The 13877-nt window shown below is 46.3% G+C and carries 11 protein-coding genes and 2 pseudogenes; 5 read left to right on the top strand and 8 right to left on the bottom strand.

All coding sequences use genetic code 11. The features are described 5' to 3' along the window. From NF347_RS02545 to NF347_RS02510, 8 genes are all read right to left on the bottom strand, one after another. The gene (locus NF347_RS02545; RefSeq protein ID WP_107036650.1) at positions 1-720 is read right to left on the bottom strand and encodes a hypothetical protein; all 720 of its coding nucleotides are present in this window, start codon (positions 718-720) and stop codon (positions 1-3) included. Further along, on the bottom strand, positions 720-3209 hold the full coding sequence (locus NF347_RS02540; RefSeq protein ID WP_107036649.1) for a TraG family conjugative transposon ATPase: 2490 nt from the start codon (positions 3207-3209) through the stop codon (positions 720-722). Before NF347_RS02540 ends, NF347_RS02545 begins: the two co-directional genes overlap by 1 nt. After that, complete coding sequence (locus tag NF347_RS02535) at positions 3206-3526, bottom strand: DUF4133 domain-containing protein (protein WP_107036648.1); 321 nt, start codon at positions 3524-3526, stop codon at positions 3206-3208. The genes NF347_RS02540 and NF347_RS02535 overlap by 4 nt, the downstream gene beginning before the upstream one ends. A gap of 12 nt (positions 3527-3538) precedes the next feature. Next, positions 3539-3823, bottom strand: a complete 285-nt coding sequence (locus NF347_RS02530; RefSeq protein ID WP_107036647.1) for a DUF4134 domain-containing protein — start codon at positions 3821-3823, stop codon at positions 3539-3541. A gap of 121 nt (positions 3824-3944) precedes the next feature. Then, positions 3945-4685, bottom strand: a complete 741-nt coding sequence (locus NF347_RS02525) for a hypothetical protein (RefSeq protein WP_107036646.1) — start codon at positions 4683-4685, stop codon at positions 3945-3947. Continuing rightward, complete coding sequence (locus tag NF347_RS02520; protein WP_107036645.1) at positions 4682-4999, bottom strand: DUF3408 domain-containing protein; 318 nt, start codon at positions 4997-4999, stop codon at positions 4682-4684. The genes NF347_RS02525 and NF347_RS02520 overlap by 4 nt, the downstream gene beginning before the upstream one ends. 7 nt (positions 5000-5006) lie before the next feature. Continuing rightward, positions 5007-5417 (bottom strand): DUF3408 domain-containing protein, encoded by a 411-nt coding sequence (locus tag NF347_RS02515; RefSeq protein ID WP_107036644.1) that lies wholly within the window; start codon positions 5415-5417, stop codon positions 5007-5009. 5 nt (positions 5418-5422) lie between these two features. Further along, positions 5423-6178, bottom strand: a complete 756-nt coding sequence (locus NF347_RS02510; RefSeq protein ID WP_107036643.1) for a ParA family protein — start codon at positions 6176-6178, stop codon at positions 5423-5425. Positions 6179-7484: 1306 nt separating this feature from the next. On the opposite strand from NF347_RS02510, the gene mobA reads away from it, so the two are divergent. The 5 genes and pseudogenes from mobA to NF347_RS02485 all read left to right on the top strand — a co-directional run. Continuing rightward, positions 7485-7910 (top strand): conjugal transfer protein MobA, encoded by a 426-nt coding sequence (gene mobA, locus NF347_RS02505; RefSeq protein ID WP_107036642.1) that lies wholly within the window; start codon positions 7485-7487, stop codon positions 7908-7910. Beyond that, positions 7889-9190 carry a conjugal transfer protein MobB gene (mobB, locus tag NF347_RS02500; protein WP_107036641.1) on the top strand — a complete coding sequence of 434 codons (1302 nt, stop codon included), beginning with the start codon at positions 7889-7891 and terminating at the stop codon, positions 9188-9190. The genes mobA and mobB overlap by 22 nt, the downstream gene beginning before the upstream one ends. A gap of 248 nt (positions 9191-9438) precedes the next feature. After that, positions 9439-10137, top strand: a pseudogene (locus tag NF347_RS02495) (YWFCY domain-containing protein); the annotation flags it as partial. Positions 10138-10779: 642 nt separating this feature from the next. Next, positions 10780-12465 (top strand): group II intron reverse transcriptase/maturase, encoded by a 1686-nt coding sequence (gene ltrA, locus NF347_RS02490; RefSeq protein ID WP_107036658.1) that lies wholly within the window; start codon positions 10780-10782, stop codon positions 12463-12465. Between the two features lie 100 nt (positions 12466-12565). Continuing rightward, positions 12566-13858: pseudogene (locus NF347_RS02485) on the top strand (TraM recognition domain-containing protein); the annotation flags it as partial. Positions 13859-13877: the final 19 nt, after the last annotated feature.

Raw genomic sequence — 13877 nt, 5'->3', positions numbered from 1 at the left:
TTATGTTTTGTCAGCCACATCCTCTTTTGCAGAGTTGAAAGCAGCCTCAATATCGTTAATGTTCTTAGCTACCTCCGGGCGTAGTGTGATAGGCTCAAATATTTCAGGCTTGACGGTTGGCATTATCCTTTTTATAGTCTCATATGCAAATTCTGAACATCTTGACAATTTGATACCATAATAATCGGCGACAAGAACTGTGTCGTCAACTGAATTGTACGCAATGGTACAGTAATTTGAATCATCGAGATAGTAAATATCGGGATTGATTTTGTGGTCGAACGGGATTCTTAGGGGAGCCGTAAACTTTCGTTTTTGAGAAATCCTATAATCTTCAGCGATTGCAAGATATAGGTTTCCAGCCTGATATATCTTTATGAAATAGTCCTTTGCATCCGACATCCATGTGCCTACAAGTGTTTGTCGCGGGTCGTTTGAGGCTATTTCTTTATCAATTTGGAGTGCTTCCTTTATAGCCTTGTCAACGGATACTCGCATACGCCCCACGATGTGTTCGACTTTACAGTGAAACCAGTGCTTGACCCGTTGCTCCGATTTGTCATAGAGGTATTTGACGGAAGTGTAGGTCGAATATCCTATCCTGCCGATAAGATACAGTGCAAGAAGAACTACACCTGACCAAAACATATACCATAACGATTTTCCTATAAAATCCATCAAAACTTCATGCTCATAGTAGAAGTAAATTAAATCTTTCATTATTGACTTGCTAATAATTTTATTGCGGTTTCTGTATCACCGCCAAGTTTATGCGCCATTTCAAGCACACGTAATTTTTCCGTTTCCTCTGTTGTGTAGCATAGATATTCTTCTTTGCTTACCTCCGTGGCATAGACGGCTGACTGTGTGCCACCAAGACCAATCCACACCTCCTTGTAGAGCCGATTGGGATTGTTTGCCATGTTTATACTGAGTATCTGCGACTTCTCCTTGTCGGTCAGACCAAGCAGTTCCTGAATCTGGTCGAAGCGATTCATATATTTGCGCTGATCCAAAAGTATCTTGCAGTCGGAGTTGTTGATGATAGTCTCCTTGACAATAGGCGACGAAATAATGTCGTCAACCTCCTGCGTCACCACTACCGCCTCACCAAAGTATTTACGCACAGTCTTATAGAGGTACTTCATATACTCCGCCATGTTAGCCGAAGAAAGAGCCTTCCAAGCCTCTTCACATATAAGGACTTTTCGGATACCTTTGAGCCTTCGCATCTTGTTGATGAAAGCCTCCATGATGATGATTGTCACCACTGGGAATAATTCCTTGTTATCCTTGATGCTGTCAATCTCGAAGACCACAAACCTCTTGTTCAGCAGGTCAATATTGGCTTTGGAGTTCAGCAGGAAGTCAAACCTGCCTCCGTGGTAATACTGACGCAGGGTGGTCAGGAAGTTGTCAATGTCGAAATCCTGTTTGTAGATGGGGATAGGACGCTGTGCCATTTCAGCGCGGTAATCATCGCGCATAAATTCGTAAAATGAATTGAAGCATGGCACAATATTCTTATCCTTGTTCATCTTATCGAGGAACATCGACAACGCGGAACCCAATTCGCCACTTTCGGTCTTTGTCACCCTGTCGTCCTCTGACTTCCAGAGCGTCAGCAGCAGCGTCTTGATCGAATCTTTCTTTTCCACATCAAAGACACCGTCATCGGTATAGAATGGATTGAAAGAAATCGGGCTGTCCTCGGTGTAGGTGTAATATACACCATCCTCGCCATGCGTCTTATTATGAATCAGATTGCAAAGGCCCTCGTAAGAGTTTCCGGTGTCAATCAGAAGGATATGCGCTCCCTGTTCATAATATTGGCGGACAAAATGGTTGGTGAAGAACGACTTGCCGCTACCTGACGGCCCAAGAATGAACTTGTTGCGGTTGGTCGTTACACCTTTCTTCATCGGCTCATCCGATATGTCGAGGTGTATCGGTTTCCCGGTCAATCTATCTACCATCTTTATCCCGAATGGTGACAGGCTGCTACGGTAGTTGGTCTCGGCAGTGAAAAAGCAGACGGCAGGTTCAATGAAAGTGTAGAAACTTTCCTCGGCTGGAAAATCAGCTTCGTTGCCGGGCATTGCCGACCAGAACAGTGTCGGGCAGTCGATGGTATTGTGCCGTGGCATACAACCCATTGTCGCCAACTGTCCCCCGACATCATTCTTGATACGCCGCAGTTCCTCGGTATCGTCGCTCCATACCATTATATTGACATGACAGCGGACGGAGGTCAGCCCGTATGAATGAGCCTCGTTGAGATAGCGGTCAATCCACTCCTTATTAATGGCATTGCTACGGCTATACCTCGAAAGGGAATTCATATTTCGGGCAGTCTTCTCAAACTTCGCCAAGTTCTCATCGTGGTCGTCAATCAGCACATACTGGTTGACGATATGGTTGCAGGGCAACAGCAACCCAATGGGACTTGCAAATGAGAGGCGGCAGTCACTCCTGTCAGTCGATAACCGCTCATAACGGTTATCGGTGCTGACCTTTGCGGGGAGATCATCTGTGTCGGATAGAGTGTGCAGACAGAGTATCTTGTCTCCAATCCGCATCTGACGGGCATCGAGGTCTATGTCTTCCAGACAGGTAACATCGTCCATTGTCAGCGACATATACTTCTCGATAAGACCGGAAGTATTCTCTGTTCCCACCAGTTCATCATCAGATAGGCGACGCAACTTGATATAGCCGGTGTCATTGATGATGCGCTCAAACTGTTCCACCGACTCCATGAACTTGACAACCATCTCGTGATTGAGTTCCTTCGGAGTGATTCGACCACGGCAAAGAGTGGAAAAGTTGCTCTGCTGACGTGCCCGTTCCTTCGTGGTCTTTGTCAGGAACAGATAGCTCCTGTGGGCGAGGTACGGACGCTCATTGAAGTGGCGTTCAAATGAACGGTCAAGGAAAGAGAGGTCATCTTTCTGCAACTCCGGCTGATATTTCTCGGAGCAGAACCAATCCTGCTTATGCACCACCGAATAGTGTGGCAATACCTTGATTGCCTTGCACCATGCTCCGTGCATGGCTTCATATTCGACAGATGTTACCGTGAAAAGTTCCGGCAGGCTGACCTCAAACGCAACCGTTATATCAGCGTCTTTGCTGATGATGCAGCCGTGTTCAACGGCAAGCAGCGGCAGCTTGGATTCCAGTGTTGTGGCTTTCAGTATATTTCTCATCGTTTTCTACCTTTAATCATTCGGTTAAGGCACAGACGGTTGATGATGTAGCGCGGATGATATTTCACAGCGGCAAGTTTCATCAGACCGTATTGCCCATACTTGGCATTGAGGTGGAAGGTGAGCCAGACAAGGACTGAGGCGGCAGTAACGCCAAATCCTATGCAGATCCATTGGGACAGGCCGGCGATATACATGATGACGAACACCACGAACAGGGCGAGCAAGCCCCCGGCAAAGATGAACAGATACTGCGCCTTCAGACCCTTGTACTCTACCGACCGTCCTATGCCTTTGTTTATAGCATATTCGGCCATTGGCTCAGATGATTAGAGGAAGAACGAGCGGAGGATTGTAGCGGCCACAATCAGGAAGATACAGGCTCCGAACCACGAGGCGGCAGTCTTTGTGGTATCGGGATCACCGCTCGACCACTTGGAATAGACCTTGACACCACCGATGAGACCGACAACCGCGCCGATGGCGTATATGAGCTTGGTGCCCGGGTCGAAATATCCTGTTACGAGCGATGTAGCTTCATTGATACCCGCCAGACCGTTTCCGGCGGCAAACATTTCAGAGGCGCAGGCGGCCATGATAGCCACAAGCATCATTTTCGCAACATTAAATCGGCGTGATGGCGTGTTACACCATGCAATGCCTCGGCTATACAGACTTTTGAGAATCTTAATCATAAATTTTGGGTTGGTTTTGATTACTCCGTAGAGCGATGGATCAGTGGTAAATGTTGAAGTCAATGGCATCAATACCCTCAGTGTTTATATCGGCATGATATACAATCTTTTTCGGTTTGGGGGTATCTGTTTTATCGACTTGGGTGGCAGTAGTGTCAGCCTTCTCCTTTGGGATGTGACATTCAATCATCAGGATACGTTTCTGAATCACAGGGTCGAGCTTGATTACCTCAAAGATTGCAGCGTCACCCGCTTCAGACAGGACTCTTTTTGTGGTCTCGATGTCTTCCGGGTTATCGGACTTGCCTTTGAGTACCTTCATTGTTGTATCCATCTGTTTGAAGTCAATTCCGTCAGCCATAGGTGGGGCCGGGGTCGGTGCCTCTCCTGTCAGTTCAGAAGCGGTTTTGTTGGAGAATACATCTTCAAGGTCTTCTTTGGCAACAACCTTACGGTATTTCTGAGGCACGTATTCCTCATCATCCCAACCGGCATCGGCAGGAGAGCCAAATTCCTTGATTATGAGCGGGACAACTTCACGGAACTCCTCCCTTACAATCTTGCGCCATTCATCAATATCAAGTGCGCTTTTGCCGACTACATCGGCACTGGGTAGTTCCTGCGTAGAATCATCTGACTGCTCACTGTCATCAGTCTTGGCTGACTTTTTATCATCTTCGGACTTGACGGACGGCTTTTCTCCATTGTTTTTCCGGCATAACACAATCGTGGCAAGTGATATATTGCTGACCAAAAGGAGAAAAATCAGTATTGCATTCATTGAAACAGATTGGACTTGTTGTCGTCAAATATGCTCTGCATAATGTCGCGGTTCTTCTCAAAATGGTCAAGAATTATCTCCGAGAGATAGCCGCCTATGGTTGCTTGCGGAACGCCGCACCTCTGTACCATCCGCCTTATTACGGCAAGTACCTCCGGATAGATATAAGTTTTAGCTGATGCGGAATCTTTCCGGGTCAGATACTTTTCGACATAGGCAATCCGGGCGGGATCAACCGGTGCAACCTCGATTTCTGTGGTATCCTGTGTTACGGCTATAGTGACCTTGTGGGTAGGAATTCTATCGTTTGACATTCGATATTCATAGTCTTTTTTTGATTATATCCTCAAACTCCTTGAAGTGCTCGGCCAGTACATTATTGACATAAGCCTTCACAGAGCATGACGGACCATTTTCGTATGAGAGTATTCTTCGTATTTTCCTCACAAACTCCGGTGATACCTCTACCATAAGGTATTTCATCTGCGGACGCATGTGAGACATATTCCTCACAAACCGTTGAGAAAACATCTCCTCATCCTCCTTAGAGGCACTGCTTCGTTGTCGCGGTTTGACGGCTGGTGGCGATTCCGGCACCGGAGCCGTTTCGGGATTTTTATCCTCAGTGTTATCAGCGGGTTTCTTCTTCAGCGATGACACACCGGAGGGCTCCTCGCGGAATGACCTGATGAAATCGTCGGGATCGACATCCGATTCATAGACTTTTGCCATAGCCGTCAGGATTTGAGCAGCGACAGTATTTCTTCCGCCAGTTCGGGAAGCCTCGAACCTTTGAGCAGCGTTTTGTCCGGGGGCATGACTGTAGAGCGGAATACCGGGCGGTCGAGCGTCTTTGAGCCCTCTCTGCGATACTTCTTGGTGTCAGGAATCTTCGTCTTGAGAGTCTGTAACCCCAGTTCCTCGAATAACTCTTCATATTGGTCATAGAGGTCGGTTTTCTCACGAGCGTCAACCTGATTCCAGAGAAGATACATCTCCTTTACCTGAGATTTACCGGTAGTGAGCCATTCCTGAATTTTGAGCGCGAAGGCGAGAGAGCTTTCGAGTATTACCTTGTCTGCCGCTATCGGAACTATCACAGAATCCATGCAGTTGATAATATTGACAACTCCACGGTTGTTGACTGTTCCGGGCAGGTCGAAAAAGACTACGTCAATCTCATTGCCCGCCTCGATGATTTCCCTTACCTTGAGCATGGCGTCTTCAGGTTTGACCATGAGCAACGGATATGGTTCAAGTCCCGTCCGCCTGCGGTTCTCCATCACAGCCTTTCTGAAGGAGTCGTTGATTTCGAGCAGCGTGGAATCCCGCTTTCTCATTTCCTCAATGCTGAACTGGGGATAGTCACAGTCAACAACGAGGATTTTCAATCCCTTGACATAGTAAAGATAGCTCGCCATCAGTACCGTCATGGTTGTTTTGCCGGCACCACCCTTTTGAGTGGAAAAGGCAACAAACTTTGGATCTTTCATTCTAATTGCAGATAGAGTGGTTTTGTCAGAGCATAGCGATGGCCGTCAGCGCAAGCCTTGCAAACAGACCGGCTCTGTTTCCCGGGGAACTGTTGCTGGCGACCGCCTATGTCTGCGAATTTATTAAATGGTTGGGGTGGAACTTGCTGTCAGCTCGAACCGCTCATATCAGGTGGCAAGATTGTCCGAGAGTAACATTTTGACAACTGCGACTGTTATGCGACTGTTCAAGACCGAAATACTGCAAGCGTTTTCTTGTGCCGGACGGCTATGGTATTCGGGCAAATGCGATTCCTATGGACATTATTTGAACGCTTGGCGGAATACCGTTGGCCAGTCAGCAATGCAAAATTACGATATGCAGCAGCCTGTTTCCAAATTTTTAAGTATCGTGGCTTTACAAACACATGATTTGTCCCGATTTGTCACCATCGGTCAGCCTCGCTCTTCCTACAGCCGTAATCCTGAATATACCCGATACGTGTAAAGACCTTTACGCATATAGATATTAGGATATTAACTATAGATGGATAAATTGACAGTCAATATTGCCATTCTTATGATTGAGCAGACAATAGGCAGACAGTATGAAGTATTCAAAACAAGTTCCACAAGTAGATAATATGAACTGTAAGTACATCATACATTCAACCTTATTCCTGAGCTGTCATAGGAATTATTGAGCGTCAGATTGAAAATTCATACGATGTGACTATCTGTTGAAATGTCGTTCCTTAACACAATACTTTGAACTGTTCAAGGATAGTATCATCGGCTGAATGTGTTGCAAAGTTAATGACTTAATCATAAGGTCTCCAAATTTTTAGAGGTCGTGGCATTACGAATGTCCAATATGGCACGGCTTGTCACTTTCGCTACCCGGGTCTTTCAACACCCGGAATTTCAAAACAGAAACACTTCCGCACACACATGAAAGCAAGCCATTTCAAAAAAGTGGCTTCAGCCCCTCTCGAAATTTGGTATATGCCATGACTTTTTCGTAACTTTATATCAGCAAAAGCACCGGAGATACGCCACAAGCCGCTCCATGCAAGACAGGGAAACACGCTGATTCGGATTAACCGGCACCGAAATCAACAACATTCCACATATTATATAGGATAGAATGTCCACATAGACATGGCAAGGTATGTGCCACGATGCACGCAATTAAAATTGCGGCACACGGCACCCTTGCCATGCTGCGCATGGTACAATTTACTCCGAAGTCGTAAATTCTTGCGAATAACCTGCGGTTTGCCACTCACAGTCGCTTTGCGAAACCCACAAATCCACATGATAATTTATGAGTAATAACTATCGAAATGCAGGGCGAAAACCCAAGCTTGATCCGACGGTGTTCCGATGTACGGTCAATTTCAATGCTCAGGAGCACGCCAGACTCATCGCCATGCACGAACGGTCAGGAGTGGAATCTATGGCAGCGTTCATAAAAATGCAATTCTTTGGCAAGCCATTCAAGGTGTTTGTCATAGATGAGAATACACGAAAATTCATAGACCGCCTTTCATCCCTCAACTCCCAGTACCGTACACTTGGAGTAAGTTATGACACTCTGGTCAAGACGTTAAGAGAGAATTTCACCGAAAAGAAAGCAATGACTGCCTTATATCGTCTGGAGCAATACACAAAGGAACTTGCCCGGATAAACAGGCAGATTGTTGATCTCGCCAATAAATTTGACGAGCAATGGTTGCTAAAATCTCATTAGGCAATTCTCTTTATGGAGCAATAGCATATAACGGGGAGAAAATCAATAAAGAAAAAGGCCGTGTACTTGATACAAACCTTATCTTCAATGACGGATCCGGTCAAATCAATATCGGTCGTGTATTCGAGGATTTCAAACGATGGATGCCTTCATCCACACGTACTGAAAAACCTATGATGCACATTTCATTGAATCCGCATCCTGATGATAGACTGAGTGATGTTGATTTCACTCGACTTGCCCATGAGTATATGGAAAAGATGGGATTCGGTGAGATGCCATATCTCATAGTGAAGCATGAAGATATAGACAGGCACCATGTTCATATCGTGGCTCTTAGGGTTGGCACTGACGGTAGATGTATCTCCGACAGGAACAATTTTTACCGAAGCAAGGAGATAACCCGGGAGATTGAGAAAAAATATGGATTGAAGCCCGCTGAAAGAGAAAAGATTACTCTCGATATGCCCATCCGTAAGGTTGACCCTGACGGAGATATAAAGCGTCAGGTTGCCAATACCGTCAAGATGGTGGGTATGCGTTACAGGTTCCAGACTCTTGGAGAGTTCAACGCAATCCTCTCCTTATATAATATAAGGTGTGAGGCTGCTGACGGAAGAGTCAACGGTCGGGAGTATCATGGACTGGTATATCATGCTACCGATGATGACGGCAAGACTATCTCAACTCCCTTGAAGGCTTCGCGACTTGGAAAGTTTGCAAGCAGAACAGCGATTGAAGCACGGTTTGAAAGAGCCAAAGACAAGATTGATATCCGTCCTACAAAGAGAATGGTTTCCGCTGTCATGAGCCGGTCAGCCGGTAAGGATGATTTCATAGCCGGACTCCATGAGCAGAACATCGACCTGATTCTACGCTACACGGACGAGGGTCGTATATATGGAGCCACTTTCATTGACCATAACACAAAGACGGTTCTGAATGGCTCTCGACTTGGCAAAGCATTCTCCGCAAATGCTCTTGACCGCTGGTTCAACAATTCTGAGGATAAACCTATTTCCCCGGTCAATGAACAAGAACAGCCGGAGAGAAACTCACATCAGGACAGCGGTGACGGACAAGCTACAGCTCAACCTCATGAAAAAACCGCAAATCAGAATCGTCCCTCCACAACTAACAGGGATATATCAGACGACTATGACCTCACAATTCCCGGGCTGGATCTATTTCAGCAAGGTCAGAGTTTCAATCCGGATGAGGAAGAATTCATCCGTCGCATGAAGAAAAAGAAGAAGCGCGGTCAACGACCGAAACATTAAAAAGGCTGACGAACATCATTCGCCAACCTTCTTGTCAAGTTTTATAATCGCCCCTTGATTGGACGAGAAAGGACCTTCCTCCCGGGAAGACTTCTACAGTGAGTTTTGACATTTTCAGTCTTGTTATACCGCTCCCGTTGATAACGACGGACACTCACTGGCTTTTCCTTTCTACTGCATTTGTAGCGTAATGGTTCATTTGCCATATACTAATAAATAGTACGCTGAAACATTTTTTTCAAATTATTATGTCGCAACAAGAGGATGACCTCAGGTCTTTGGCTAAAATCATGGATATGCTCCGTGGCATAAGTCTGATACTTGTGGTCGCCAATATCTATTGGTTCTGCCAGTCGTTTATTGGCGGTTGGCGGTTCCATTCCGAGACAATGAAGGTGCTCGGCAATCTCAACGAGGCGGGAGGACTGTTCAATAATCCTTGGAACGCCAAATGGTGGGCTTTACTGCTGCTTGCCCTCTCATGTTTTGGCACCAAGGGCGTCAAGAACGAGAAAATCAAATGGGTACATATATGGTTGTTCCTCAGCATTGGTTCAGTATTATTCTTCCTCAACTGGTGGATATTGTCACTCGGATGGACTGTCATCTACATCGTCACAACAGCAACAGGCTTTGTCTGCCTTCTGTTGGGGGGCGTATGGATGAGCCGATTGCTGAAAAACAATATGATGGATGACCGTTTCAATGATGAGAATGAATCATTCCAGCAGGAAACACGCCTGATGGAAAATGAATATTCAATCAATCTGCCCACCCGGTTCTACTATAAAAGACGGTGGAACAAGGGCTGGATAAACGTGGTGAATCCGTTTCGCGCCTCGATAGTGCTTGGCACCCCCGGCTCCGGTAAGTCATACGCAGTCGTCAATAATTTCATCAAACAGATGATAGAGAAAGGATATAGCGCATACATCTACGATTTCAAGAGCGTGTGACGTGAAAAGTTGCATCAGTGGCTGTCAGCCGTTCATTCAGAGGAGTGAAAAGAGTTGACCTATTGTTTCGCCAATAGTAGCCTACGGCAGGTGCGTCTTATGATGTACTAAGCTGCTCGGACAAGGTAACCCTCCCGAAAGGGTCGAGAATGAACCGTGAGGGGACTTCAAGAACCGCAAGCATTATGCGGTTAGGGGGCTTGGCTTGACGGCACGGCTAACGCAAGTGAACTGTCAGAACCATCGTTAAGTCGAACAAGCTTACTAATGCTTACAAGCTTGAACCAAAACGGTGTGTGGCCGGATAACCCTGTGCATTTTGGGGTTACGCGAACAACAGAGCCACCGGTGGAGAGGCAGAGCCTAAACCGTCATCGGCACTGATGCAGAACACGGTAAGCCTATATATCTCCATGAGCAATCATGGTAGGCCGAACGCAAGGGAGGTACAATGGTATGTAGGTAAAGGAAAGTCGGAGAAAGCGAATGCCGCTCTGTAACGGAGCGGATACGGATTGACCTCATTGCCATGTATGGCAATGAGCCACATCATCCGACACGAAAGTGTGCAGACTTCCGATATGGTAACATTTTACAAGATAACTTTTAGAACTTATGAAAGAAGAAAAGCAAATGGACGGGCCTAAAAACTCGTGTGCATCTTCTGACCACAAGGAATCAACTTGGGAAAACATTGATTGGAACAAGTGTGAGAAAGCGGTCAGTAAGCTACAAGCGCGTATTGTAAAAGCTCAGAAAGAGGGTAAGTTCGGCAAAGTGAAGGCTTTGCAATGGACTCTTACCCACTCGTTTTACTCCAAGGCATTGGCTGTAAGGCGTGTCACTTCAAATGATGGCAAAAAGACTTCGGGCGTTGACAAGGTATTGTGGTCAACCCCGAAATCGAAATACAAAGCCATCTTCACACTCAGAAGAAGAGGCTACAAGCCTCAGCCTTTGAGACGAATGTTCATAAAGAAGCACAATGGCAAACTGAGACCGTTGGGTATCCCCACAATGAAAGACAGAGCGATGCAGGCACTCTACCTACTCGCCTTGGAACCTGTGTCGGAAACGACTGCCGACAACTATTCCTTTGGCTTCAGAAAGGAAAGAGGCACTGCCGATGCAATGGCACGTTGCCACACTCTTCTTTCAAAGAGGTACTCGCCACAATGGATTCTGGAGGGCGACATCAAAGGGTGCTTTGACCACATCAGCCACGACTGGCTGATGAAGCACATTCCAATGGATAAAACCATACTTGGGAAATGGCTCAAATGTGGGTATATCTTTGAAAACGAAGTCTTCCCGACAGACGAGGGTACACCGCAAGGTGGTATCATATCGCCAACGCTTGCTAATATGGCACTCGACGGATTACAGAAACTACTCGAAGACAACTTCCCTTGGGAATCAAAGAAAGGTTCTACGGGTTGGTACTGTCCGAAAGTAAGGCTTGTCAGGTTTGCAGATGATTTCATTATCACGGGCGAATCAAAAGAACTGCTGGAACAGAAGGTCAAACCGTTGGTTGCATCGTTTCTTGCGGAAAGGGGACTGACTCTGTCCGAAGAGAAAACGTTGATAACCCATATAGAAGACGGTTTTGATTTCCTCGGCTTCAATGTCCGCAAATTCAATGGCACTCTGCTGACGAAACCAGCCAAAGACCGCGTAAAGAGGATGTTGGAAAAGGTAAAGCAAGAGATACATCGCTCTCGTGGAACTTCCCAACATGAACTTATCATGCGTCTCAATCCTATTCTCAAAGGATGGGCGAACTATTATCAATATAGTGCGGCCTCGGAAACGTTCCGAAAAGCGGACTTTCTAATCTTCAAGAAACTGTGGCGATGGGGAATCCGTAGGCACGGAAATAAGAACCGTACTTGGATTAAACAACGCTATTTCCACAAGATTGGGAATCGGGACTGGATATTTGCCACGACAAAAATTGACTCAAAGGGAGAAGAATACTTAGTACCGTTGACAATATTGTTCAATACAAAAATCCAGACATATCCGCAACTGAAATGTGACCTCAATCCGTTTGACCCCGAATGGACGGAGTACCGTGAAAAACGGCGCACCGTCAAAATGAAGATGTCGATGAGTGGTAAAAGGACGCTTTTCAATATTTGGAAAAGGCAGAACCAAAGATGTCCAATCTGTGGTGAACCGATAACGGTTGAAACACCGTGGCATACAATGATGTCATCCGTCAACGGTAAGAATTCATTGTCCATTGTCCACGAAAGCTGTTATCTGAGTGTGACACATAAAAAGAAGTGTAAGAATGAGCGTGTTTCGGAATAACTCTGAAATATTGTTGCTTGAGCCGTGTGATGGGAAACTATCATGCACGGTTCTTAGGGGGGAAAGCGCCCGCAAGGGCGCCGACCTACCCGCCCCGAATTTGAGCATTATAGCATACAACCACCTGAAAAAGCACCTCAAAGCCTACGGCAAGACCCCGCCTAAGTTTTATATGATAAATTTCGATGATCCGGAACGCAGTCACCGCTGTAATCCCATTCATCCAAATTTCATGTCCGACATAGCCGATGCCTACGAGAGTGCATATACTATTATGTTGAATCTCAATAAGTCGTGGGTTCAGAAGCAGGGTGACTTCTTTGTTGAATCTCCAATCGTACTGTTCGCAGCAATTATATGGTTTTTACGCATATACAAGGATGGAGAGTATTGTACATTTCCACACGCCATTGAATTTCTATGTCGCAGATATGAGGATATTTTCCCTATCCTTACCAGCTATCCCGACTTGGAAAACTACCTGTCTCCATTTATGGACGCATGGCTCGGAGGTGCGGCGGAACAGTTGGCCGGCCAGATTGCATCGGCAAAGATACCGCTGTCCCGAATGATTTCGCCACAGTTGTATTGGGTGATGACCGGCAACGATTTTACTCTCGACATCAACAATCCCAAAGAACCGAAGATTTTGTGTGTCGGCAATAATCCTGACCGCCAGAATATATATGGTGCAGCGCTGGGTCTATACAACAGCCGAATTGTAAAGCTGATCAACAAGAAGGGCATGCTGAAGTCAGGCGTAATAATTGACGAGCTGCCAACGATTTTCTTCAAGGGCCTCGACAATCTCATAGCTACCGCCCGAAGCAACAAGGTGGCTGTGTGTCTCGGCTTTCAGGATTTTTCCCAGTTGGAGCGCGACTACGGAAAACCGGAGGCTGCCGTGGTGATGAACACCGTCGGCAATATCTTCTCCGGGCAAGTCGTAGGCTCGACCGCCAAGACACTTTCCGAGCGTTTCGGTAAGGTGTTGCAGAAACGACAGTCATTGTCCATCAATCGTCAGGATGTAAGTCACTCCTTCAATACCCAGATGGACAGCCTTATACCCCCAAGCAAGATTTCAACTCTCACTCAGGGGTTCTTTGTCGGAGCCGTAAGCGATAATCTGACTGAGCGCATTGATCAAAAAATATTCCATGCTGAGATTGTAGTTGACAGCAAAAAGGTTGATGCTGAAATGAAAGCCTATGAGCCGATTCCAGTTCTGACCGATTTCAAGGACCCGACACCCGACAGGCGTCAGATGAAGGCTGATATTCAGGCAAACTATGACAAAGTGAAACAGGATGTCCGCGATATTGTAAGTGATGAACTTGCCCGTATAGCCGCAGATCCGAAACTCAAGCACCTCCTTCAACAGAAGAGGTGAAACCACAAATCCACAACAT

It is taken from the genome of Paramuribaculum intestinale (assembly GCF_030759015.1).
Lineage (GTDB): Bacteria > Bacteroidota > Bacteroidia > Bacteroidales > Muribaculaceae > Paramuribaculum > Paramuribaculum intestinale.
Note: the sequence above shows the minus strand (reverse complement) of the source record. Positions and strands in the feature narration are given on the sequence as shown.

Coding starts and splice junctions, on each gene's coding strand:
- NF347_RS02535 (WP_107036648.1), bottom strand. CDS start 3,526: ATGGCCGAATATGCTATAAACAAAGGCATAGGACGGTCGGTAGAGTAC.
- NF347_RS02510 (WP_107036643.1), bottom strand. CDS start 6,178: ATGAAAGATCCAAAGTTTGTTGCCTTTTCCACTCAAAAGGGTGGTGCC.
- NF347_RS02530 (WP_107036647.1), bottom strand. CDS start 3,823: ATGATGCTTGTGGCTATCATGGCCGCCTGCGCCTCTGAAATGTTTGCC.
- NF347_RS02540 (WP_107036649.1), bottom strand. CDS start 3,209: ATGAGAAATATACTGAAAGCCACAACACTGGAATCCAAGCTGCCGCTG.
- mobA (WP_107036642.1), top strand. CDS start 7,485: ATGAGTAATAACTATCGAAATGCAGGGCGAAAACCCAAGCTTGATCCG.
- NF347_RS02545 (WP_107036650.1), bottom strand. CDS start 720: ATGAAAGATTTAATTTACTTCTACTATGAGCATGAAGTTTTGATGGAT.
- ltrA (WP_107036658.1), top strand. CDS start 10,780: ATGGACGGGCCTAAAAACTCGTGTGCATCTTCTGACCACAAGGAATCA.
- NF347_RS02515 (WP_107036644.1), bottom strand. CDS start 5,417: ATGGCAAAAGTCTATGAATCGGATGTCGATCCCGACGATTTCATCAGG.
- mobB (WP_107036641.1), top strand. CDS start 7,889: ATGGTTGCTAAAATCTCATTAGGCAATTCTCTTTATGGAGCAATAGCA.
- NF347_RS02520 (WP_107036645.1), bottom strand. CDS start 4,999: ATGTCAAACGATAGAATTCCTACCCACAAGGTCACTATAGCCGTAACA.
- NF347_RS02525 (WP_107036646.1), bottom strand. CDS start 4,685: ATGAATGCAATACTGATTTTTCTCCTTTTGGTCAGCAATATATCACTT.